Consider the following 23,947-nt stretch of genomic DNA (forward strand, 5'->3'; position numbering starts at 1 on the left):
GTCCATCCCGAACTGGTTTAACCGTGACCTGACAACTCCCGGTCGATGAACTCGTGGCGACGCCGGACGGTCTACTACCTCCTGACGCTCGCGGGGATAATCCTCGCGTTCTCGGTCGCCTACGACTACGGGATGACGGTGCTGGAGAACCGCCCCCAACCGTTTCACCACTCGCTTCAGGTCGTCGTCGAGACGTTCACCACGACGGGCTACGGGTCGAACGCGCCGTGGGAGACCCCCGAGATGACCGCGTTCGTCGTCCTGATGGACCTCACCGGGGTCGTCCTCATCTTCATGGCCCTGCCGATATTCGTCGTCCCGTTGTTCGAGGAGGCGGTCTCGACCACCCTCCCGACCGGGGTCGACGACCTCGAAGACCACGTCGTGGTCTGCTCGTTCTCGCCGCGTGTCGAGGCGCTCATCGCCGAACTCGACTCGTGGGACGTCGCGTACGTCGTGGTCGAACCCGACCGCGAGCGCGCGCTCGACCTCTACGAATCCGGGTTGGAGGTCGTCCACGGCGACCCCCAGTCGGTCGAGACCCTCCGGAACGCGAACGTCGCGTCGGCGACCGCGTTGGTCGCCGACGCCGACGACGAGGAGGACGTGGGCATCGCGCTCACCGCTCGCGAGGCCGACCCGGACGTGCGAATCGTGAGCGTGGTCGAGGAGCCCGAGATGATCACCTACCACGAACTCGCGGGCGTCGAGGAGGCGCTCTGCCCCCGGCGACTCCTCGGCGAGAGCCTCGCCGACAAGGTCACGACGCGCGTCTCGGCCGACCTCGACGAGGCGGTCGACATCGGCGAGGACTTCGAGGTGGCCGAGATACCGGTCCAGCGCGACAGCGACCTCGTTGGGACCACGCTGGCCGACGGCCCGCTTCGCGAGCCATCGGACGCGACCGTGGTCGGCGCGTGGGTCGACGGCGTCTTCGAGACGCCGCCGTCGCCCGACGACGACCTGACCGCCGGGACCATCCTGCTGGTCGCGGGCAGTCGGTCCCAGCTCGAACGACTCAGAGAGCTGACCGACTCCTCGGTCCGACCGCCCCGGCGGGAAGAGGTCATCGTGGTGGGGTACGGCGAGGTCGGCTCGACCGTGGGCGAGGAGCTCGCGGGCGCGGGAGTGTCCTACACCGCGGTCGACATCGAGGACGCCCCCGGCGTCGACGTGGTCGGCGACGCGACCGACCCCGAGACGCTCGTGGAGGCCGGAATCGAGGACGCCCGGACGGTCGTGTTGACGCTGGCCGACGACACCCTCACGGGGTTCGCGACGCTGGTCGTTCGCGACCTCGACCCGGACGTGGAGGTGCTGGCCCGCGCCGAGGAGACCGAGAACGTCCGGAAGATATACCGGGCGGGTGCCGACTACGTGCTGGCGCTCTCGACCGTCTCGGGCCGGATGTTGGCTTCCACGATTCTGGAGGACGAGGAGGTCCTCTCGATGGACGAGCAGGTCGAGATCGTCCGGACGACCGCGCCGAAGCTGGCGGGCCGGACCCTCGCGGAGGCAGACGTGCGAGCGCGCACGGGGTGTACCGTGATAGCCGTCGAACGAGACGGCGAGGTCGTGACCGACCTCGGCCCGGAGTTCCGACTCCAGCGCGACGACGACGTGGTGATCGCCGGGACCGACGAGAGCGTGGGCCGGTTCACGGCGCTGGCGAACTAGTCGCAAACGAACGGGTCCCCCTACTTCCCGATTTCAGGCCGACTAAGCTGTCTTTTCTCGGTTGCAAGCCCGGCCTACCGTCAAAAGATACTTACCCAAATTCGCCGAAGGGTTCCACGAGACCCCGCGCTATCGGACGCGCGGTGGGGGAAACGGGGAAATCATGACACGGACACGCACGAGTGTACTACTAGTGACGCTACTCCTCGTCGTCGCACCGGCGACGGCGGGAGTGACGGGAGCGGGAACGACCGACGCGGCATCGGCGTATCAGGCGCAGGAAGACGGTCCGGCCGACGCGGCCGTCTCCTCCGGGGAGGTGTTCTGGCAGGGACAGTTCCTGGAGCTCTCCGCCGAGAACAACAGTAGCGAGGTCTGGTCGGTCCGTCGCGTCAGCGACGGCGAGGTCGGCGGGCTCGTCACGGAGGTCCTCCTCGACGAGTCCGGGTCGGCCGTCGTGAGTAGCGACAACCTCGACGGCCAGTTCGTGGTGGTGAACGAGGACAACGAACCCGTCGCCTTCCGGGACGGGACCGCCCAGTCCACCGCGAGCGTGAGCGAGGCCCAGTGGGAGGTCACCACCCAACAGCTCAACGCGACCGTCTCGGACGTGGCGGTCTCGAACGACGAGAGTTCGGACGCCGCGACCGACCTCCGGCTCGAATCCAACCGCGCTGGCTACGAGTTCTACCTCTTCTCCGAGGACCTGAGCCCGGAGGAGCTCGCCGACGTCTTCCAGTCGGTCGAGGTCGAGGACGACCGGGCGGTCTCGACGCGGAGCGCGGGTGACGACGACGCGTTCGACGCCAACTTCAGCGGCGTCGACGCCGGGACCTACGACATCACGGTGGCGACGGTCGACGGGACCGCGCGTGATTCGGCGTCGATCACCGTCTCCGACCCGGTGGAGGGGTCGGCCACGTTCGAGAACGCCACGGTCGAGGAGGCTCGCGGTGACGTGGCCCGGTTCACGGTCACCATGGAGGGGGCCGACCAGACGACGGTCACGGTGGGTTCACGCGACGTCGGCTACCTCTCGCGGTTCACCGTCGTCGACGAGAACGGCGACGGCGAGGCCACCATCGAAATCAACACCTTCGAGGCCGGGCTCTCGGCCGACGAGCCGGGAATCACCGCGGTCGGCGAGGACGACGTGACCGACTACGAGCTCCAGACCGACCCCGTGCCGGATCAACTGGACGCCGCGACGTATCCGGTCCGGACGTTCGTCGGCGGCACCCAGTCCGACGTGGCGTCGCTGGTGCTCGACGAGCGCTCGACCGAGGGCGTCCAGACGTGGACCGCGCCCGACGGCGCGACCGTCGAGAACGCCTCGGACCTGATCGAGGTCGTCACGCAGGACGCGGACATCGCGTATCAGGACCTCGCGGTCGTGCAGGTGCAGGCGTCCGGACTCTACGGCTACGTCCAGAACGCCTCGGACCTCAACGACAACGAGACCGGCGTGTCGATGACGCTGACGCAGGGTGCCGAACCCAACGTCCCCGACCGGGAGATTCCGCTCGACAGGGGGAACCTCCTCATCGACGAGGACAACGACCAGTTCTTCCTGGTCTTCGACACGAACGGACTCGACGAGGGCGCGACCTACGAGGCCAACTTCACGATGACGGCGGCCAACCCGTACGTCTCGGCCCAGAACGCGTCGTCGTACACGACGAACTTCTCGGTGGTCGAGCGCGACGCCTCGTTCGACGACCCGCTCGAAGTGCCCGCGTCCAGCGACGCCGCGGTCACGGGGACGAGTTCGCTCGCGCCGGGCACCCAGCTCGAGGTCGAGATCGAGAGCGCGGGTGCCGACCCGTTCTTCGAGCGCCAGACCGCGGAGGTCGGTGAGGACGGCACATGGGAGGCGACCTTCGACCTCTCGGGCGTCTCGAACGGCACCGAGTTCGCCGCCTCGATAGCCGACCCCTCGGCGAACGCGACCGGCGTGGTGGTCGCGGAGGGCGACGCGGAGGCGGCCGACGAGGAGACGACGACCGAAGAGACGGAGACGACCGAAACGGAGGATGCCGACGGGGAGGAGACCACCACCGAAGCAGATGACGAGGACGGAGAGACGACCGAAGAGGACGACGCCGACGAGGACGAAGAGACCGAGACGCCCGAGGAGGACGAGGAGACAACGACTGAGGAGGAAGCGGCTGACGAGGACGAGGAGACCACGACTGAGGAAGACGAGGGAGCCGGTGAGGACGAAGCGGCCGACGAGACGACCACGACCGAGGACGACGCGGCCGCCGCGCCCGCGCCCGGCTTCGGTCCGGTGGCGGTCCTGCTCGCCGCGCTCGTCGCGCTCGCTGGCGTCGCGCTGGCGCGTCGCAGGCGATGATAGTCCCGGGACTCCGACGGCCGGGTCGCAGGCGCTGACCGCCGTGACACTCGCGACGGCCGGGTCGGCCGGGACCGGCCGACCCGGCCGTCGCGAGTAACACCGGCTTACTCGCGGCGTAACCGCGGTTTCGGAGCGAACGCGCGGGACGGTTTTTTGCTCTCGCTCGCCCGTCGCGACGGCCGTGTCGGGCGAGCGAAAGCTGACTCCGGGGTCGGTCGGCGTCGGAACCGGGTCGGTCGAGCGGGTCGTCCGACCCGCTCGACCGACCCGACCGAACATCTTCGCCACCGACTCCTTCCGCGAGGGGGACCTACCTCCTCGCATGGGAACCACCAGTCACGACCACGACGCAGACCCCGTCAGCGACCGCGTCCACGACAACTCGTGGTCGGCGAACCTCGAAAAGCCGCCCCACGCCGACGACCGCGACCTCGTGGTCGAGCAGGCGGTCTCGGCGGTCGAACACACCGCCGAGGGCAACCACGTCAACCTCGTCACCCACGGGAACCACGGCCACCCCGAGACGTACCTCTTCGACGCGCTCGCCGACGCCTTCGGCGAGGGAGTCGAGTGGGAGTACGTCGAGCAGTGCGGGTGTGGCGGCCACGTCACTCGGGTTCACGTCTGAGTCCCGCCGAGCGGTCGGGGTCGGTCCCGCCGAGCGCCCGGGGTCGGCTACTGGCGGACGTACAACAGCGCGACCCCGACCGCGAGCAGGGCGACCCCCCACCAGAGGGAGTCGCCGGGCAACAGTTTGAGCAGGAGCGTGACGATACCCGAGGAGACGAGCGACCAGCCGAGCGTCGTCCGGTAGGCCATGGCTTGTAGAGGGCTTCGAGACAGTTAGCCCTCCCGGGCGCTCGGGCTCCCGACGAGCGACACCGCCGACCGGAGGCCACGGAAACCGGTCCGACGTTCTCGGAGGGTGACAGTTGCTGTCGTATTCCAAAGCGTTTAGGTCCTGTCGGTCCGACCGTGGCCTCATGCCCCGTGTCGGAATCGGGAGAGGAGGTCCCGACCGCGGATGAACGTGAGCTACCAGCACGTCAATCCCGCCACTGGCGGCGGGTCCTACCTCCTCCGGTTCCGGGACGACGCTCAAGAGTCGACGGCGTGCCTGCTCGTCGACTCTGGGTCCGGCGTCGACCTCGACGCGGTCCTCGGCCCGGACGAGCACCTCGTCGCCGCCCTGCTCACCCACGCACACCTCGACCACTACGGCACGCTCGCGGATTCGCTTCGTGACGCCGCGCCCGTCTACGCCTCGCGGGCCACTGCCGAGGTACTGGGCGACGTGCTGTCCGAGGGCGAGAAGAACTACGACATCGGCGCGTCCGACGGCGTCCTCGACGCGCTCGAACCCCTCGACGGCTGGAAGACCGTCTACCCCGGTGTCGAGGTGTGCCCCGTCCCGGCGGGCCACGCCCCCGGAGCGGCGGGGTTCGTCGTGCGCTTTGCCGACGGCAACCGCGCAAACCACCTCCTGTTCACCGGCGACTTCACCACCCGCCGGGTCGGCGGCTACCCCGGCTTCAGCACCGACCTGCCGGTCGAGGTCGACGCGCTGTTCGTCAACGTCTCGACCACCGAGGACTTCGAGGCGACCCTCTCGGACTCGCTTTTCACAGTCGCCGAGCGCGCCCACGCCGGGTCGACCGTGCTGGCGACCGCCAGCGCGCTCACCGGCGTCCACTACGCCTACCTGCTCGGTCACCTCGGCGAGCGCGTCGGCGACCCGATTCCCGTCGCGCTGGCCGGACAGGCCGCGAAGCTCTACGCCGACCTCGGCTACGACGTTCCGAACGTCGAGGCGGTCCCGGTCTTCGATGACACCGCCGACCTCCTCGAACGCGGTACCGTCACCCTCGCGGGGCCCGAGGTCCCCGTCGAGGGGAGCGCCCAGCGACTCTTCGACGCGGTGAAAGACGACTCGACCGCGACCCTCGTCCAGCTCACGGGCGGCGCGACCGAGCCGGTCGAGACCGCCGCCTGCACGGTCTACGATTACGAGGTCGTCAACCACCCCTCCGAGGCGGTCGTCGACCGGACCGTCGAGGAGCTCGACCCGCTCCACGTCGTGGTCGGTCACGGACCCCGGCGGGCGGTTCGGTCCTACCGGGGCCGCTACGACGAACGGTTCGTGTGGGCCAGCGACGACGACCGCGAGCAGACCCTCTACGAAGGCGGCCGGTGGTCGCCGCCGCCGTGGCTGAGCGACAACGCGGTTCAGGCCATCCGGGCGCAGGACTGGCGGTCGACCGGCGGCCGGTTCGGCGACGTGGTCGAGGGCGAGGTGTCGATGCCCGCGGTCGCGCGCGCAGACGACCCCGACCTCGACGCCGAGGGGGTCGACGTCGAGCGCTTCGAGCGCCGGTTCGGCCGGTCGGGCGGGACCGCGCCAGTCGCCCCCGAATCGCCCGAGACCCCCGAATCGCCCGAGACCCCCGAATCGGCGGCCTCCGAAGCGCCCCCCGCCGAACCGACCGGTACCGAGCTTCCGGACTCGCCGGGCGACCTCGACGAGTCGTTTCTCTACGAGATTCTCGACCGGCTCGAATCGCTCGAAACCGCGGTCGCGGGCGAGTCGTCGGCCGACGACTCGCCCGCGACCGGCGGCGAGCGCGTCCGGGCTCGCGTGGTCGACGGCGGCGAGGACGTGACCCTGCTCAGACTCCTCGACGACGCCGACCTCGAACACGGCGACGAGGTGACGGTGACGGTCGCGGTCGCGCGCGACCGCGACCCTGACCGCGACCCTGACCGCGCCTGAGCCGGACCTCACCTCTTTGGGTCTCGCCATCGAAGGTCTCGCATGGAGTTCACAGACGTTCGGGGCGAGCGAGTGCCCAAAGTCGGCCTCGGAACGTGGCGACTGGAGGGCGAGGAGTGTTTCCGGACCGTCCGGACCGCGCTCGAACTCGGCTACCGGCACGTCGACACCGCGCAGGCCTACGACAACGAGCGGCAGGTCGGACGGGCCCTCGCGGCGTCGTCGGTCGACCGCGACGACGCGTTCCTGACGACCAAGGTGTGGCCGGGCTACACCGACCGCGAGGAGGTCGTCCGGTCGGCGGCCGCGTCCTGCTCGCGACTCGGGGTCGAGTCGGTCGACCTGCTTCTCATCCACTGGCCGAATCCGCTGGCCTCGACCGCGGAGGTGATGGCGGGACTGAACGACTGTCGCGACCGCGGGCTGACCCGCCACGTCGGCGTGAGCAACTTCAGTACGAGTCAACTCCGGACCGCGCGGGCGGCCTCCGACGCGCCGGTGTTCACCGATCAGGTCCAGTTCCACCCGTTCCGACCCCAGCGCGACCTTCGGGCGTACTGCCGGGCCCACGACGTGCTGTTGACGGCGTACAGCCCGCTGGCACACGGCGGCGTCCTCCGCGACGACGTGCTCCGGGAGGTCGGGGTCAGGTACGACAAGTCGCCCGCGCAGGTCGCGCTCCGGTGGGCGGTCCAGCAGGAGGGCGTCGTCGCCGTGCCGAAGGCCTCCTCGGAGACGCATCTACGCGAGAATCTGGACGTGTTCGACTTCGAACTGAGCGAGGCCGAGATGGTTCGAATCGAGCGCCCCTCGCGACTGCGGACGGGGGCGTCGATGCTTCGGGGACGGTTCGGCGTGTAGCCGTCTCGGAGGCGGTTCGGCGGGCGGTTCCGAGCGGTCGGCGCAGAGGTTTCGGGGACGACTCGGCGCGTCGGGCGGGCGCGACCTGAAGCGAGTCGGGCGTCGTCGCCGGGTTACGCCGACAGCGAGGGCGTGGCTTCGAGGTGGTCGCCCTCCCACTCGCGGCGTGCTTCGATCTCTCGACTGCCGCGCTCGGTGAGCGCGTAGTAGTTGGTCCGCCTATCGCGCTGGCCCTTCTCGACCAGTCCCTTGTCGACGAGGGTGTCGAGGTTGGGGTAGAGGCGGCCGTGGTGAATCTCCTTCTCGTAGTACGTTTCGAGCTCTTCCTTGACGGCGAGTCCGTGCGGTTCGTCCTTTCCGGCGATGACGTACAGCAGGTCGCGCTGGAAACCAGTCAGGTCGTGCATGATGTTGCGTTTTTTGCTAGCTTTTCTGTAATTATAAGCTTGGTGGCCGATAAACTCACCGTACCTTGCCGGAAACTGGGTTTTCAGGATGTCTTCGCCGGATTTCGACCGCGGGAAACCCCGCCTGCGGTCGCTCCCGTCGCGTCGCGACGGGAGCGACCGCGGATGGCTGAGCAAAGAGAGACCGCGGATGGCTGAGCGAAGAGCGACCGCGGATAGCCGGGCGAGCGGGGGTTTCAGGCCCCGTATAACAATACCCGTCGGCGGCGTCTCGTCGCGTATAGACCGCCGGGCGGCGCGAGTAGCCCGGCGCACACCCCGAAGACACCATGAAATATCTGTTCTTCACGAACACGCCAGCGCAGGTCCACCAGTACAGGCGCGCGGTCGCGAGACTCCTCGACCGAGGCCACGAGGTGCTCGTCCTCGCGCGCGACTACGGCTGTACCGAGGCGCTCCTCGACTACTACGACGTGCCTTACCGGCTCTACGGGAGGGCCGAGACCGCAAAGTCCTCGCTGTTCCGCGAGCTGCCGAAGCACTACGCCCGCATCGCGGTCGAGGCCCTGCGGTACGGCCCCGACTGCGTCTTCGGTCGCGGGTCGTACGCCGCGCTCGCGGGCGCGGCCGCTCGCGCGCCGGTCGTCCTAATAGATGACTCCGAGACGACCCACCTCGACCACGCCCTCTCGAAGCCCCTGACCGACGCCTTCCTCACGCCCCACACCTTCGAGAAGAACCTCGGGGCCGACCACTACGAGTTCCGGGGCTTCACGGAACTCGCCTACCTCCATCCCGACGCATACGAACCCGCGAGCGAAATCCGCGAGGAACTCGGGGTCGGCGAGGACGAACCGTACGCCATCGTTCGGTTCAACGCCTTCGGCTCCCACCACGACGTGGGACAGGCCGGGTTCTCGCCCGAGAAGCGCAGGCGGCTCGTCGAGGCGCTCGCAGAACGCGCGACCGTCTTCGTCTCCGACGAGGGCGACGACCTGAACGTCGCCGAGACCCCCGCCAGACCATTCGACTTCCACCCCGCGCTACTCCACGACGCGCTGGCTGAGGCCGACCTGCTGGTCGCCGACACCCAGACGATGGTGACCGAGGCCGCGTTGCTCGGGACCCCCGCGGTCCGGTCGAACTCCTTCGTCGGCGACGACGACATGGGCAACTTCGTGGCGCTCGAACGCCACGGGCTGGTCTACAACCTCCGGGAGTTCGACGCGGTCCTCGACGCCGCAACCGACCTGCTCGACGACGAGGACGCCGACGAGCGCTGGCGGAACCTCCGCGACGGCTTCGTCGCCGACAAGGTGAACCTCACCGAGGTGTTGCTGGGCGTGGCCGAGAACGTCGGCGCGCTGGAACGGGGCTACGCGCTCGACCGGGTCGAGGGCCTCACTCGACGCGGGACCGACGGCTCGCGGGCGGTCGCACCCGGCCCCGAGACGGTCCGGAGCGACGGCGGGAGACGATGAACGTCCTCAACCTCGTCTCGAACGCCGACGCGCAGTTCTACGAGGAACAGACCCGGGTCCTCGAACGCCGCGGGGTGAGCTGCGACACCGTGACTCCGCCCGGGAACCACCTCGCTCGCGAGGAGGTCCAGGACCGGACGCCGACCGACTACCTCCGGTTCGTCCCGCGGGTGATCCGCGAGTCGTTCGACGACTACGACCTCGTCCACGCCAACTACGGCCTGACAGCGCCGATGGCGCTCGCCCAGATTCGCCACCCCGTCGTGCTGTCGCTGTGGGGGTCGGACCTCATGGGCGAGTACGGCTGGCTCTCGAAGGCCTGCGCCCCGTACTGCGACGCGGTCATCGTGATGTCCGACGAGATGGCTCGGGAACTCGGCGAACCGTGCCACGTCATCCCCCACGGCATCGATACCGAGAAGTTCGCCCCCCGACCCACCGAGGAGGCCCGCGCGGAGGTCGGGTGGTCCGACGAGACGCGCCACGTCCTGTTCCCGTATCCGCCCTCCGACGAGGTGAAAGACCTCCCGCGGGCCGAGCGCGTGGTCGAGCGCGCGAACCGACGAATCGACGCGCCCGTCGAGCTACAGGTCGTCTACGGCGTTCCCCACGAGAAGGTCGCGACCTACATGAACGCCGCCGACGCGCTGCTACTGACCTCCGAGCGCGAGGGGTCGCCCAACTCGGTCAAGGAGGCGATGAGCTGTAACCTCCCCGTGGTCGCGACCGACGTGGGCGACGTGCGCGAGCGCCTCGACGGCGTCTCTCCCTCCCGCGTCGGCGAGTCGGACGACGAACTGGTCGATGGGCTGGTGGACGTGCTCGAAGCGCCCCGACGCTCGGACGGCCGCGAGGCGGTCGACGAGGTGAGCCTCGACCGGATGGGCGAGCGCATCCGGGCCGTCTACGCGTCGGTGGTGTAGTCGGTCGCGGTCTGTTTCTCGGCTCCGCCGTGTCGTCGTCCAGCGTTCGGTTCCACCTCCCGCGCCATCGCTCTCCCGGCCTCGCTCCTCGACCGACCGCCTGCCGGTATAACTTCTCCCTGACCGCGGATAAGCAGTCCAAACCTCCCGCGGGCGACACGTCTCGGTTCGAGTATGATAGGCAATGAGTATCACGGGGTAGCCGACCCCATCGCTGCACGTCCGGCTTATAACGACGTACAGACCGTCTACGCGACGTATAGGCGATGGGGAACAAAGGGTCGGGAAATGGAGGGATAACTCGAACCAACTATGAGTTTACAGGTCCCGGAGGACGGACGCGCGGCCGAGTCGGCCGACACCGACGAGCGCCTCGACGGCGCGCATGTGGTCGTCGGCATCCCCGCGTACAACGAGGAGAGCGGCATCGGAAGCACCGTCCTCGGCGTCAAGCGGTACGCCGACGATGTGGTCGTGGTCGACGACGGTAGCACCGACCGGACGCCGGAACTCGCAGAACAGGCCGACGTGACGGTTATCCGCCACGAGCGCAATCGCGGGAAGGGGGCCGCGGTCCGGACCCTGTTCGAGTACGTCCAGCGGTTCGACTGCGACGCGCTCGTCCTCCTCGACGCCGACGGCCAGCACGACCCCGCCGACATCCCCGCGCTCGCCGCGCCGGTGGTCGGCGACGAGGCCGACATGGTAATCGGGAGCCGGTACCTCGACCCCGAGGACGCCGACGAGACCCCGGTGTATCGGCGAGTCGGGCAGGTCGTCCTCGACTTCTGCACCACGCGAGTGACGGGTGCCGACCTCACCGACACCCAGAGCGGCTTCCGGGCGTTCTCGCCCGAGGCGCTCGAACGCCTCACCCTGACGACCGACGGAATGGGCGTCGAGTCCGAGATGATCGACTCGGCCACAAATCAGGGGATGACCATCACCGAGCGCGCCATCGACGCCCGGTACGAGAACCTCGAAGGCCAGACCTACAACCCCATCAAGCACGGGCTGACCGTGATGGTCTTCCTCGCTCGCCTCGCCAAACGACGCCCCGCCGACCTGCGCTCCGACAGGAGCTGACACCATGACCGACCTGACCCTCCCCGACGACCTCCGGGACCGATACGAACCGCTCGCCGACCGACTCGACGGCTTCGACGACGCCGCCGACCTCGCCCGCTACGTCCTCGACGGCGCGGCCGACGAATTGGAGCGCGACGGCGGCGTCGGCGCCGCCGACGCCGCCGTCAGCGCCGACGACGAGGTGGTCGAGGACCGCCTCGAACAGCTGGGGTACCTCGAGAAATGACCGGCTCGGTCTACGTCTTCGGGTTCGACGGCGTGCCGCCCGAACTGGTCGAGCGCGGCATCGACGCCGGGCGACTCCCCAACTTCGAGCGGATGCGCGCCGAGGGAGCCGACGGCACCACCCGGTCGACGGTGCCGCCGCTGTCGATGATCGCGTGGAGTTCGTTCGCCACCGGGCGCAACCCGGGCAACCACGGCGTCTACAACTTCATGCTCAAGGGCGAGGGCGAGTACGGCACCGAGTTCGTCGACGCCGAGACCCTCCGCGAGCAGTCCAAGCCGGTCTGGGAGTACCTCGACGCCGAGGGCAAACGCTCGGGCGTGATGAACGTGATGCCGGGCTACCCGCCCTCCAGAACCTCGGGCTTTCACATCTCGGACAACATCACCACGCCCTCCGGCGGCGACTACGCCTTCCCCGACGAACTCCAGCAGGACATCGAACAGCGAACCGGCGGCTACGACGTCGACCCCTACGAGGGGTACGACGACGGCACCGACGAGGACAACCTCCGCGGGCTGCTGGACAACTTCTTCGAGATCGAGCGCAACCGAATCGAGGTGGCGAAACTGCTCGTCTCCGAGTACCCCTGCGACTTCTACTCGCTGGTGTTTCAAGGCCCCGACAACGTCCTCCACGTCCTCGGGCACGTCCTCGACGAGACTCACCCCAAGCACGACCCCGAGCTCGCCGAGAAGTACGGCGACAGGCCCCTCGAACTCCTCGAACGCTACGACGACCTCCTCGGGTGGGTGATGGAGCGGATGGACGACGAGGACTCGCTGGTGGCGCTGTCGGACCACGGCCACGGCCCCATCTACAGGACGGTCAACCTCAATTCGTGGCTCTACAACGCGGGGTATCTCGACCTCGAATCCCGGCCGTGGACCCGGCTCAAGCAGTTCGGCTACAACCACGTCTACGACGCGGTCGAGTCGGTGCTGAGCGACCTCAATCTCTTCTCGAAGCTCAAGATGGGCGTCGCCCGGACCAGCGGCGACTCGTCCGGCCCCGACCTCGCCGAACTGCTCACCATCTCCCGGAAGGACATCGACTGGAGCGAGACGGCGGCGTTCACGGTCGCCAGCGGCGGCCAGATATACCTCAACACCGACGACCACGACGAGGGCGCGATTCCGCCCGAGAAGTACGACGAGGTCCGCGAGCGCCTCCGCGACCAACTGCTCGCCATCGAACACCCCGACCGGGGCGACCGGGTCATCGACTCGGTCCTCTACGGCGAGGACGTGTACGGCGACGCGTACGCCGACACCAGACCCGACCTCGTCTGCATGCCCGCGCCGGGCTACCAGATACAGTACCCCCAGACGATGAAGACGACCCGGGTCTTCGGCGATCCGCCGAAGACCGGGTCGCACACCTCGATGAACGAGATGCACGGCATCTTCTACGCGTGGGGCGGCCCCGTGCGGAGCGAGACGGGCGTGACCGTGGACCTCACCGACTTCGCGCCGACCGCGTGTTCGTTGCTGGACGTGCCCGTGCCCGAGGAGATGGACGGGGACGTGCGCGGCGACGTGTTCGAGGTCGAAAGTGGTCGTGAGCGATACGACGGGAAGGTGGAAGCGAAGCGGGCTGTAAGGGAAGTGGTTGGTGGGATTTCGGCCGACTGACTCCCGTCCTTTCATTGCGTCTTACTTTACTCCAACTCCACGCTCACCCGCTCTCCACTCCTTGCCGACTCGTAGGCCGCCTCCGTGAGCGCTGTCACCGCCAGCGCGTCCCTTGCGGTCGCTGGCGGCGTCTCCCCGGTCTCGATGCAGTCGACGAACGCCTCGGCCTTGTTCCGCTGTTGCTCGCGGTCGATGTACGGAATCACGGTGGTGCTGTCGGCGTCGATGCGGCTGATCTGGCGTTCTTCCCACTGGCGACCTTCGAGGTAGATTGCGCCCTCGCGGTCCCAGACGTGGACGTGTTCGCGCACGCAGGGCGCGTCGCTGTGGACGGCGATGGTGCCGTGCGCGCCGTTGGCGAACTCCACCGTGAGGATGGCGCGCTGGTCGACCCGGCCCTCGTCGTCGGCGAACACCATCTCGGCGCTGACCTCCTCGGGGACGAGGCCGGTGGTCCAGAGCACGCCGTCGATGAGGTGGCTCCCGGTGTCGTAGAGGTTCCCGCCGCCCGAGAGCTCGGGGTCGGTCCGCCACGTCTCCTCGAACCGCGATATCCAGTCCTGGGTTATCTCGGCGCTCACGTACTCGGGTTCGAGGTCGCCCTGCCACCGCTCGCGCGCCGAGACGAACGCGGGGTTGAGGTGGCGCTGGTAGCCCACCATCAGCACCCGGTCGCTCGACTCGGCGCGGTCGGCGAGGTCGCGGGCCTGTTCGAGGTCGGTGGTCAGGGGCTTGTCGCAGAAGACGTGGAGCCCTCGGTCCATCGCGTCGGTCACCTGCTCGTAGTGGAGGGTGTGGGGTGTCCCCACCAGCACCGCGTCGAGCGCCTCGACCTCCAGCATCTCGCGGTGGTCGTCGTACCGCGAGCCCTCGCCGACGTACAGCGTCTCGCCCGCGCTCCGCCGGGTTTCCCCGTCGATGTCGGCCAGCGCGGTCACCGTCGAGCGCGGGTCCTGATTGAACAACCGTCCCACCGTGGTTCCGATGAAGCCGCCGCCGATGACGCCGACCCTGAGTTTGTCCGAAGTTGACATGCGTACTCCCCCTCGCGAAGAAAGTAGTACGTCGTTCGACGGGGGGCCCCTTAATTCGTCTGCCCGGAGCGGCCGGAGACGCGAACCGAGGTTCGCGTCTCCGGCCGTCACGCGAGGGGCGCGGGTGTATCGGAGCCCTCCGCCGTCAGAGGCGACGACGGACCGAGTGGACGCCGAAGCGGGACCACCGCAGTTCCAGCAGTAGCAGAGCGACGGCGCTGGCGGCCAGCGCGCCCGCTACCGCCACGTCGGAGACGGTCATCCACGCCGGAGCGACGTAGAGCACCCCGTTGACCGCCGGTCCCGCGAGGAAGGCGACGACCCACGCGAGGCCCGTCTTCGACTCCATCTCGTCGTCACCGCCGCCAGCGTACTCGCCGGTCTCGCCCTCTATCGCGGCCTTGCTCCAGCCGCCCGCGCTCTCGTCGCCGGTGCCGAGGCGTTCGGCCTCGTAGGGCGTGGGGACGCTGACCTCCCAGACGACCTCGTCGTCCTCGTCGAGTTCGAGGACCCGGTTGCCCTGCGAGTCGGTCACGAGCGTGTGGTCGTTCGGCAGGCGGTCGGCGTCGCGGGGCCACTGGAGGCGGTCGTCGGACCACTCCCAGCTCCGGCTCCACTCCGAGTCGTCGCGCTGGTACTCGACGACTCGGTTGTTCTCCGAGTCGGCGACGACGACGGCCGGACCGCCTCGCTCCTCGGGGATGTAGTCGGGGTTGTGTTGCTCGTAGAGGGTGTCGTAGGCGTCCTCTGCCCCGAGCGTCCAGTCGCGGTCGACGCCCTCGCCCGGCTCGACGAACGCCACGCGGTCGTGGTTGCGGAGGCTCACCATCACGCGCCCGTCCTCCAAGGCTTCCACGTCGTTGATGTGCGTCCAGTCGCCGGGGCCGCCCCCGCTGTCGTCGCGGTCGTAGTCCTCCTCGGCGTTCCATGTCCACTCGCGCTCGTCGGTCGTCAGGTTCAGCACGAACGCCCTGTCCTCGGCGATGTCGGCCACGAGCAGTTCCTCGTCGCCGACGCGGTCGACGTCGTGCCAGATGTCCCAGTCGGTGACCGCGGTGTGGAGCCGTTCGGTCTCGCCCGTGGTCAGGTTCGCGCGCTCGACGACCACCTTCGCACAGCCGTCCTCGAAGGACTCCTCGGCGCGGGCCGCCACGTCCGACGGACACGAGTCGTACCGGCTTCCGGCGACGTAGAGGACCGACCGCGAGTCCTCGGGGTCGGGGTCCACGTCGAAGTAGTTGCCGTACGTGTCGTTGTGGTACAGCGGCCGCCCGTCGGGCGCGAACGCGACGATGGCCGCGGTTCCGTCGTTCGCGCCCGGCGGGTCGGTCGTCACCACCGTCGCACCCGCGCGGTCGCCCGCGACCGGCTCGCGTTGCTCGAAGGGCCGGTCCATCTGCTCGGCGGCCGACGCGGTCGCGTCCTCGGGGGCCTGTAGCCAGCCCACCGCGAGCAGGCCCGCCGACAGCGCGATGACGGCCAAGAGCGCCACGCGGAGCATCGTGCGCCGCTTCATCGTTGCGCCTCTCGTTCGTATCGGTCTGCGTTCGGCGGGCGTTCCTGCTGTCCTCGCCCCGTTCCAGCGTCCGTCATCTCACTCCTCATCGGTTTCTCCGGCCGTCGATGCTCGCTCGGGGACGGTCCCGCTGATGACGTTGACGTACCCGTTCGCGGGCAGATACAGGCAATCGTACCCGAACTGACTGGTGATCTGGTGGCTCTCCCACTTCATCTCCTCGGGCAGTTCGACCGCCGGTCCGTCGACGGCGTCTAGGTTGCCCGTTCCCGACCCGCCTCTAACGCCGGGCGGGACCGCGTAGAGACCGTCGTGCGACCCGAAGTATCCGATATCTAGACGGGCGACCGTCGGATTCGTTCCGTGGTTTTCGAACGCATGCGGTATCTCCTCGCCGGATTCGAGTTCGTATCCACGACACCCCGCGGTCGACCCGACGTACACGACTTGGTCGTCCACCAAAGCGCCTCCATCGACCAGCACCGGTTGGGTGACATCCGGCAGGATGTACTGTCCGTCCTCCGCGGTCGTGATTGCTTCCGCTGGCACGATTTTGTCGTGGTTGAACTCGTTTCGGTGAATCGCCGTGACGACCGTCTTCGTCCATCGCTCCTCCCCATTCTCACCGTCGTAACAGTGAAGCAGGAATTTCGTGTCCTCACCGGCCCGAACGTGGCTCACGAGGACCAGCGCGTCCTCGGTCGCCACCCCGTGGGGAGTGAAGCGGAGGCCAGCCGAATCCTCCGTGTCGAGGTCGGCCGTCCACGCCGGTTCGTCGCCACCGCGCTCGTAGCGCCGGGCGGTCCCCTGGTCCCATGTGTACACCGCGTCGCCCGCGAGGGCGGTATGCTGGCCGTCGAGGCGACGCTCGCGCTCACCGCTCTCCCTGTCGAACACCGCGACCTCGTCGGGCAGGCCGACGTACAGCCGGTCCTCGGTCGGTACCATCAACGCGGAGTCCCGGACCCCCAGTGCGGCCTCGGTCGCGTACCCGTCGACCTCGACCTCGCGTTGCCACAGCTCGTCACCGTCGGCCGACCGGGCGGTCAGCGTTCCGCCCCCGAGCAGGTACTCGGTGTCCCCGAAGACGACGAGGTCCGCCGGGTCGTCAATCTCCTCCTGCCAGTACTCCTCGCCGCTCCACCGGTCGTACGATGCGAGGGAGTGTCGTTGGTTCCCCCACCGGAACCGCATGTATATCCGGTCCTCGGTGACGGCCATCGTCTCCATCTTCTCGAGGTCCACGTCGACGCCATCGGGTTTCTCGACCGGGAAGCGCTCGACGATTTCGGGTTCGGAGCCGATTACGCCCCGCGGGACCGACGGGCCGCCCCGGTCGCGCTCGCCGTAGCGGGCGGCGAGCGGTTCGCGCTCGGTCGAGGCGGTCCCGATGGACTCGCCGTCGAGCGTGACCTCGTACGTGTCGCCGACCTCGACTTCGCGGTGGGCGACGAGTCTGGTGAACTCGTGAGTCTCGAGTTCGCCCTCGAACTTCCCGTCATTCCGTTGGGCGACCATCTCGTCGTAGTAGAACTCCTCGACGGGTTCGCCGTCTATCTCGACCGTCGGTTCGTACGACAGGGGGAACTCCGTCTCAGATGCAACCGTCACCCACACGGTGACGACTCCCCGGGTTCCGTCCGGCGAGGCGGCGAACGTGCCACCCGTCTCGCCCCTCACCTGCAAGTCGACCGCTTCGGTTACTTCGACCCGTTTCTCCCGGTCGCCTGCGGTCACGACGTGTTCGCCGGTCTCCTCGAAGGTGTACTCGACGTAATGATAGTTTCGTCCGTCGCCGACCGTTTCGCTGAAGGTCTCGACCTCCTCGCCGTCGACCGAGACCGTCACCTCTTCCTCCGCCTCCTTGCCGCCGGGGTTGGCCAACGTCAGCACGATGTCGGACTCGGTACGGGCAATCAGTTCGGATTGGTCGTCGTGGGCCGGTTCGACCTCGATACGCTCGACTTCGACCGACCCCGTCAAGGGGTTCGAGATGCCGACGGACGAACAGCCAGCGAGCCCCGAGATTCCCGTCCCGAGCGCCGCTAGCGCTTTCCGCCTCGAAAACCAGTCCATACGTAATCAATTTACGCTCTGTTAAAAAACGTATCGTTGCTGTGTGTACTTGCCCGTCGACCGGACTTCCCGTGGATTCGACCCTGCCGCGAACACCTCACTCCGAGTAGTCGAGCGCCGCGACCCGGCCGTCGCCGTACATCACGACCGCCTCGTCGCTCCCGTCGTCGTCGATATCGGCGAGCGTCGGGTACTTGTAGATGGGAACGTCGCGCTCGTAGGTCGCCAGCACCTCCCCCGAGTCGGGCGCGACGACCGAGACGCTGCCGTCGTTTCCGACCGCGAGGAGTTCGGGCGAGCCGTCGCCGTCGAGGTCGCCGAGCGCGGGCGGGGGCATCATCTGCACGTCGGCGTTCGTCAGCGTGGTCTCCCACTCGATATCGCCCGATTCGGCGTCGACGGACCGCAGGACGCCGTCCTTGGCGACCGCGTACACCTCCGGCGTCCCGTCGTCGTCGCCGTCGCCGACGGCGTTGACCGCGGCGTAGTCCCCGAAGTCGTGTCGCCACGTCCGGTTGCCGTCGCCCTCGTAGGCGACGACTTCGCCGCGGGTCGTCGCCGCGACCGCGAGCGGGTCGCCGTCGACTTCGCCCGCGGTCAGCCACGCGACCCCGTGGTCGGTGGAGCGTTCCCAGACCGTCTCTCCCTCGCCGTCGAGGACCGTGACCGCGCCGCCCTCCGCGGGTGCAGACCCAACGACCAGTTCCTCGCCGCCGTCGCCGTCGAAGTCGGCGAGCGCGGGGTTGGCCCACGTCATCCCCAGCTCTCGGGACCACGCCGTCGTGCCGTTTTCGTGGACCACGAACAGTTCGCCCTGCACGTCGGCGACGACTATCTCCTCGCCCTCGCCGGGTGCGAAGTCGGCGACGATGGGCCGGGTGTACCCGTAGGAACTGAGTTCGTGGCGGAACTCCTCGTCGCCGGTCGCGGGGTCGAACCCCGAGACGACGTTCTCGGTGGTCGCGGCGAACACCGCCCGGTCGCCGTCGCCGCCGAGGTCGGCGACCGCGGGGTCGGCGACCGCGTGGACGGTACAGTTCTCGGGCGGGACGGGGTGGGTCCACCGGGTCGACCCGTCCCCGGCGTCGAGCGCGACCAGTCCGCACTCGTCGGTGTCGGCCCTGCCGCTGACCGGCGCGTAGACGCGCGTCTCGCCGTCGATTTCGGCCACCGCTGGCGCGTGGTGATTGCCCTGCATGTCGCGGGCGGTGTCGCTGACCCACCGCTCGCTGAGCGTGCCGCCGCCAAGCTGGGTCGCGCCGTAGGCCGCCACGCCCCCGAGCGCGAGGACGACGCCCACGAGCGCGAGGGCAGTCCGGGTCCGCATCGTCCGGGGGTTGGTATCGGGAGGCCAAAAGCGCATTTATCGGCCGCGGAGAAGCGGGAACCGAGAGGATTTCGGCCTGTTCGACTTTCCTCCCGGCGCGCGCTGGCGTGACGCCGCGGTTTGGCGTCACGCCCTCATGCGCGAGGGATGAAGTGAACGCGCGACCGCAGGGAGCGCGTGAGCGAATCGGCTGGGGAGGTGTGTGGCCTGCGGTCGCGGTGCGGTTCTCATAGGTACCGGGAGTAGCTAGCTCCTGATCGAACCGGCACACCAGAGTTATTCGAAGCGAGACCCGACGAAATATCCCGCATCAGCAACTTTAGCACAGGAATTCGACTCTCTATCAAAGGTAATTTCATTTGTTATTGAAGTATGGTAATAATGTGCGACTTATAGTCGGCAACAACGCACTTGCCCGACGCCGCCGTCCCCGCTCACATGGCAACGATTCTCGGCATCGAAGTGGACGGCGGAGCCGTCATCGCGGGCGACCGACTCCTCGCCGAGGGCGGCACCGTCAGGAGCGAGAACGAGCGCCGCGTCTTCGACTTCGGGGACCTCGGCGCGGCCGCCGTCGGCGACTCGGGCGACGTGGACGAGTTCGAGCGTCGGCTCGAATCCGAGGTACGGGACCACGAGACCCAGCACGGCGACCCGATGACGCTCACCCGGTTCGCCAGCCTCGCGTCCGATATCGCCGGAGAGCTCGGCGTCGAGGCCGTCGTGGTCGGCCGCGACGACCGCGAGGTCGCCCGGGTCCGGGCCATCGGGGCCGACGGTGGGGTCCTGACGGACCCGACCGTCGCGCTCGGGAGCGGCGCGCAGGTCGCCGCGGGCATCCTCGACGGGGCCGACCGCGCCGTGAGCCTCGACGCGGGCGAGCGGTTGGCCCGCGAGGTCCTCGACACCGTCGCCGAGCGCGACACCGGGACCGGCGGCGAGGTCGACGCGTTCGCGCTCGGCGACGACGCCGACCGCCTCGGGTAGGGCGTCGACCGCCTCGGATAGGCCGACCTTCTTTTAAGTGGATGGGGGTTCTGGCTCCGAACGCACATGACGGCAATCGAGATAGAATACTGCGTGCCCTGCGGCATGCTCGACCGCGCACAGGACGTTCAGCACGCCCTGCTCGAAGAGTACGGCGAGCGACTCGACTCGGTCGCGCTGGTGACCGGGGACGGCGGCGTCTTCGAGGTTCGGGCCGACGGCGAGACGGTCTTCGACAAGGACGACGACGAGTACGACGTGGACGCCATCGTCGAGTCGGTCGGCGAGAGCGCCACGGCGTAGCGAGGTTACGCGACGCCTGACGCCGACGCCGTGTCGAGTCGGTCACAAAACCGTACTGAGGATTTATGCCGGTCCCCGTGGTCCGACCGCCCGGGGGCTACGGAATGAGTACCAGTCAGTACGGGGGAGATGTGCCAGCGACAGGTGCCGACGAACGACGCGACAGGCACCGATTGACGCCGCGTTCGGGAGCGCGTTCGACCGCGCGGAGGTGGTCGGCGTGAAGCTCGCGATGATCGGCTTCGGACAGGCTGGCGGGAAAATCGTCGACAAGTTCATCGAGTACGACGACCGGACCGGCAGTCAGGCGGTCCGGTCGGCGGTGGCGGTCAACACCGCGAAGGCAGACCTCGTGGGACTGGAGTACGTCCCCGAGGAGAATCAGGTCCTCATCGGGCAGTCGCGCGTGAAGGGTCACGGCGTGGGTGCCGACAACGAACTCGGCGCGGAACTCGCCGAGGAGGACATCGACGAGGTGCAGGGCGCGGTCGACAACGTGCCCGTCCACGACATCGACGCGTTCCTCGTCGTGGCCGGACTCGGCGGCGGGACCGGATCGGGGGGCGCGCCCGTGCTGGCGAAGTACCTCAAGCGCATCTACACCGAGCCCGTCTACGGTCTGGGCGTCCTGCCGGGCCGCGACGAGGGCGGCATCTACACGCTCAACGCCGCGCGGTCGTTCCAGACGTTCACCCGCGAGGTCGACAACCTCCTCGTGTTCGACAACGACGCGTGGCGCGAGTCGGGCGAGAGCATGGGCGGGGGCTACGACCGCATCAACGAGGAAATCGTCCGGCGGTTCGGCATCCTGTTCGGCGCGGGCGAGGTCGCCGGGAGCGAGGAGGTCGGCGAGAGCGTGGTGGATTCGAGCGAGGTCATCAACACCCTCGCGACCGGCGGCGTCTCGACGGTCGGCTACGCCGCCGAGGAGGTCGAGAACGACACCGGCCTGCTCTCGCGGTTCAAGAGCGACGACGGCGTGGACTCGACCCACGCCACCAACCGCATCACCAGCCTCGTCCGGAAGGCGGCGCTCGGGCGGCTCACCCTGCCCTGCGAGATAGAGAGCGCAGACCGGTCGCTGCTCGTCGCGAGCGGCCCCTCGCGGTACCTCAACCGGAAGGGCATCGAGAAGGGCCGCAAGTGGCTGGAGAACCAGACCGGGTCGATGGAGGTCCGGGGCGGCGACTACCCGGTCGAGGACTCGGACCACGTCGCGGGCGTGGTCCTCCTGTCGGGCGTCTCGGACGTGCCCCGAGTGGAGGAGCTCCAAGATGTGGCGGTCGAGACGCAGGACAACATCTCGGGCATCGAGGCCGAGAGTCGGGAGGAGACGACCGCGCTCATCGAGGACGACGACGGCGAACTCGACCCGCTGTTCTGAGACCGAATTCCGCGCTTTCGTTCTCTGGGTCGGAAGTGGCCGACCCATCTACAGCGTGTGGGACTGAAGGGGGCCGGGCGCTCGCGGCCACGCGAGCGCCCGGCCCCTTTCAAGACGGACGTCACTTCGGGTTTGCCCTCAGTCACGATTCGTAGCGAGTACCCGAGGGCTTTCCGGAAGCTCTCTACTCCTATCTCTCCGGCTCCGAGTACCCGATTCGGCCCCCCAACTACTCGCCCTCCCCGGCCATCGTCTCGAAGACGATGACGCCCTCGTTCTCGTAGACCGTCTGGTACTCGGGCGAGACGTGCATCGACATCGCCAACTGGCTCGTCCGCTGGTACTCCATCCCCCGGACCGTGAACCGGCCCTTCGGCAGGTAGATGTAGTCCGGGCGCACGTTCTCCTCAGCGAGCGTGGCCGACATGCACTGGGCGCTGTTGCACTCCGAGACGGCCTCGTACAGTTCGAGCTGTCGGGTGTACGCGTCGCTCCCTTTCCACTCGACGCCCCACGGCCCGACGAGCATCGTCCGGCGGGTCTGCTGGGGGAACCACTCGGCGGCGTCGCCCTGCACGACGAACGTCGCGTCGGAGGCGGTGTTGCGCTCGACCCAGTTCATCGCGGCCACGTCCTCCCGGTCGATGAACTGGGGCTGGGACGGACTCCCGGCGTGGGCGTTCATCGCGCCCGAGGCGTACATCGCGCCGCCCGCCACACCGACGGTCGCGAGTCCCACGAGCGCGACCGTCACGAGCCGTCGGCGACTCACCGACCACTCGTCGAGGTTCAGCCACTCCCAGACGCCCTCCAGCAGGAAGACCGCGACGACGAACGCGCCGACGAACACCGAAAATCGGGGTTTGCCCAGCGCCAGCGTCACCGCGACCAGCCAGACCGGGAGGAAGTACCGACCCAGTCTGAAGAGGTAGACGATGCCGACGACCGGGAGCAACTGCCACACCACTTCGAGCGACGTGAAGTCTATGCGCGTGACCTCCGCCAGCGCGGGGACGCCGCCGCCGATTCCGCCGTGGGTTCCCGCGGCCCCGGTGAACACGTCGACGCCGTGAATCGCCATCACCTGCGTCCACCACGGCGCGGCCAGCAGGATGCCGCCGAATCCGGCGACCATCCCGCGGGTGAGCCCCCAGCGCGTCCGGTCGAACTGGAGGTACAGCAGGAAGTACGACAGCGCGAAGAAAACGGTGTACATCGGGTGGGTCAGGACCGTCAGGCCGAACAGCACCAGCGAGGGTACCACCCACCGGGAGTCGCGGTCCCGGTAGAGGCGCAGTCCGGCGTAGATGCCCGTGACCGCCAGCAGGAACGCGGGGGCCCGGACCACCCCGCCCGCGGAGATGTGCCACCGGAGGACCGGCGGGCTCACCGCGACGACGAGACTGGCCACCGCGGCCTGTGGCCGGGACGCCAGCAGGTCGCGCGCCAGCAGGTACGTCGGCACGAGGTACGCGACGGTCACCACCCCCGGCAGGTATCGGCTGATGGCGATGGGCCCGAGTCCGGTCACGTCGCGTATCACCGCGACGACGTAGAACATCAGCGGCGGGTAGGCGAACGGGACGCCCTCGTCGGTGTAGTACGGAATCGTCTCGGGGAGCGCGTACCCGGCCTCGATGATCCGCTCGGAGATGAGCATGTACAGCCCCGACCCGAACGAGGGGTAGGGGTGGGAGTCGAGGTAGAAGTAGAACACACAGAGCGTCGACAGCACCGCTGGCGCGAGCCACAGCAGGTCGCGCTTGAAACCCTGTATCCGTACGCTCGTCAGCCGTGCGAGGTTCCGTTCCGACATAGTGACGACTCCGGGTTCGAGTCGGGCCGCTCGCTCTCGCTTGACGTTTGTCGGGGGCCCTCTTTGTTATCCAGTCG

20 protein-coding genes are annotated in these 23,947 nt (G+C 68.4%); 13 read left to right on the top strand and 7 right to left on the bottom strand.

Annotated elements, in window-relative coordinates:
* The first annotated feature begins 45 nt into the window (after positions 1–45).
* The 3 genes from NGM10_RS16875 to NGM10_RS16885 all read left to right on the top strand — a co-directional run bounded on the left by NGM10_RS16875 (position 46) and on the right by NGM10_RS16885 (position 4,664).
* A complete protein-coding gene (locus tag NGM10_RS16875) occupies positions 46–1,677 on the top strand; it encodes a potassium channel family protein (protein ID WP_253484157.1) in 1,632 nt (543 codons plus the stop codon).
* 193 nt (positions 1,678–1,870) lie between these two features.
* Positions 1,871–4,033: a DUF7827 domain-containing protein gene (locus tag NGM10_RS16880; RefSeq protein WP_253484159.1), complete on the top strand. Its 2,163-nt coding sequence runs from the start codon at positions 1,871–1,873 to the stop codon at positions 4,031–4,033.
* A gap of 325 nt (positions 4,034–4,358) precedes the next feature.
* Positions 4,359–4,664: a CGCGG family putative rSAM-modified RiPP protein gene (locus NGM10_RS16885; RefSeq protein WP_253484161.1), complete on the top strand. Its 306-nt coding sequence runs from the start codon at positions 4,359–4,361 to the stop codon at positions 4,662–4,664.
* A 47-nt stretch (positions 4,665–4,711) separates the two neighbouring features.
* Here the strand turns inward: NGM10_RS16885 and NGM10_RS16890 are convergent, their stop codons facing one another.
* On the bottom strand, positions 4,712–4,855 hold the full coding sequence (locus NGM10_RS16890; protein WP_253484163.1) for a hypothetical protein: 144 nt from the start codon (positions 4,853–4,855) through the stop codon (positions 4,712–4,714).
* A gap of 205 nt (positions 4,856–5,060) precedes the next feature.
* Here NGM10_RS16890 and NGM10_RS16895 point away from each other — a divergent pair, with 205 nt between their 5' ends.
* Entirely contained in the window at positions 5,061–6,806 is a 1,746-nt protein-coding gene (locus NGM10_RS16895) for an MBL fold metallo-hydrolase (protein WP_253484165.1), read from the top strand.
* Between the two features lie 42 nt (positions 6,807–6,848).
* Complete coding sequence (locus tag NGM10_RS16900; protein ID WP_253484166.1) at positions 6,849–7,667, top strand: aldo/keto reductase; 819 nt, start codon at positions 6,849–6,851, stop codon at positions 7,665–7,667.
* Between the two features lie 113 nt (positions 7,668–7,780).
* Here the strand turns inward: NGM10_RS16900 and NGM10_RS16905 are convergent, their stop codons facing one another.
* Entirely contained in the window at positions 7,781–8,074 is a 294-nt protein-coding gene (locus NGM10_RS16905) for a PadR family transcriptional regulator (protein ID WP_253484168.1), read from the bottom strand.
* Positions 8,075–8,403: 329 nt separating this feature from the next.
* Between NGM10_RS16905 and NGM10_RS16910 the strand changes: the two genes are divergently transcribed.
* From NGM10_RS16910 to NGM10_RS16930, 5 genes are all read left to right on the top strand, one after another.
* A complete protein-coding gene (locus NGM10_RS16910; protein ID WP_253484170.1) occupies positions 8,404–9,555 on the top strand; it encodes a DUF354 domain-containing protein in 1,152 nt (383 codons plus the stop codon).
* Positions 9,552–10,478 carry a glycosyltransferase family 4 protein gene (locus tag NGM10_RS16915; protein WP_253484172.1) on the top strand — a complete coding sequence of 309 codons (927 nt, stop codon included), beginning with the start codon at positions 9,552–9,554 and terminating at the stop codon, positions 10,476–10,478. Before NGM10_RS16910 ends, NGM10_RS16915 begins: the two co-directional genes overlap by 4 nt.
* Positions 10,479–10,790: 312 nt before the next feature.
* A complete protein-coding gene (locus tag NGM10_RS16920; protein ID WP_253484173.1) occupies positions 10,791–11,564 on the top strand; it encodes a glycosyltransferase family 2 protein in 774 nt (257 codons plus the stop codon).
* 4 nt (positions 11,565–11,568) lie between these two features.
* A complete protein-coding gene (locus NGM10_RS16925; RefSeq protein ID WP_253484176.1) occupies positions 11,569–11,793 on the top strand; it encodes a hypothetical protein in 225 nt (74 codons plus the stop codon).
* Entirely contained in the window at positions 11,790–13,427 is a 1,638-nt protein-coding gene (locus NGM10_RS16930) for an alkaline phosphatase family protein (RefSeq protein ID WP_253484179.1), read from the top strand. The genes NGM10_RS16925 and NGM10_RS16930 overlap by 4 nt, the downstream gene beginning before the upstream one ends.
* Positions 13,428–13,453: 26 nt before the next feature.
* Here the strand turns inward: NGM10_RS16930 and NGM10_RS16935 are convergent, their stop codons facing one another.
* The 4 genes from NGM10_RS16935 to NGM10_RS16950 all read right to left on the bottom strand — a co-directional run bounded on the left by NGM10_RS16935 (position 13,454) and on the right by NGM10_RS16950 (position 19,380).
* Complete coding sequence (locus NGM10_RS16935; RefSeq protein ID WP_253484182.1) at positions 13,454–14,461, bottom strand: Gfo/Idh/MocA family protein; 1,008 nt, start codon at positions 14,459–14,461, stop codon at positions 13,454–13,456.
* A 145-nt stretch (positions 14,462–14,606) separates the two neighbouring features.
* A complete protein-coding gene (locus NGM10_RS16940) occupies positions 14,607–15,977 on the bottom strand; it encodes an arylsulfotransferase family protein (RefSeq protein WP_253484185.1) in 1,371 nt (456 codons plus the stop codon).
* 78 nt (positions 15,978–16,055) lie between these two features.
* A complete protein-coding gene (locus tag NGM10_RS16945) occupies positions 16,056–18,053 on the bottom strand; it encodes an outer membrane protein assembly factor BamB family protein (protein WP_253484187.1) in 1,998 nt (665 codons plus the stop codon).
* A 97-nt stretch (positions 18,054–18,150) separates the two neighbouring features.
* On the bottom strand, positions 18,151–19,380 hold the full coding sequence (locus NGM10_RS16950; protein WP_253484189.1) for an outer membrane protein assembly factor BamB family protein: 1,230 nt from the start codon (positions 19,378–19,380) through the stop codon (positions 18,151–18,153).
* 438 nt (positions 19,381–19,818) lie between these two features.
* Here NGM10_RS16950 and NGM10_RS16955 point away from each other — a divergent pair, with 438 nt between their 5' ends.
* From NGM10_RS16955 to NGM10_RS16965, 3 genes are all read left to right on the top strand, one after another.
* Complete coding sequence (locus NGM10_RS16955) at positions 19,819–20,367, top strand: Ntn hydrolase family protein (RefSeq protein WP_253484191.1); 549 nt, start codon at positions 19,819–19,821, stop codon at positions 20,365–20,367.
* Positions 20,368–20,433: 66 nt separating this feature from the next.
* A complete protein-coding gene (locus tag NGM10_RS16960; RefSeq protein ID WP_253484193.1) occupies positions 20,434–20,670 on the top strand; it encodes a SelT/SelW/SelH family protein in 237 nt (78 codons plus the stop codon).
* Between the two features lie 220 nt (positions 20,671–20,890).
* A complete protein-coding gene (locus NGM10_RS16965) occupies positions 20,891–22,054 on the top strand; it encodes a tubulin/FtsZ family protein (RefSeq protein ID WP_253484195.1) in 1,164 nt (387 codons plus the stop codon).
* A gap of 229 nt (positions 22,055–22,283) precedes the next feature.
* Here the strand turns inward: NGM10_RS16965 and NGM10_RS16970 are convergent, their stop codons facing one another.
* Positions 22,284–23,870, bottom strand: coding sequence for an ArnT family glycosyltransferase (locus NGM10_RS16970; protein ID WP_253484197.1), 1,587 nt, complete (start codon positions 23,868–23,870; stop codon positions 22,284–22,286).
* Positions 23,871–23,947 lie beyond the last annotated feature (77 nt).

This window comes from Halorussus salilacus (assembly GCF_024138125.1).
Classification (GTDB): Archaea; Halobacteriota; Halobacteria; order Halobacteriales; family Haladaptataceae; genus Halorussus; species Halorussus salilacus.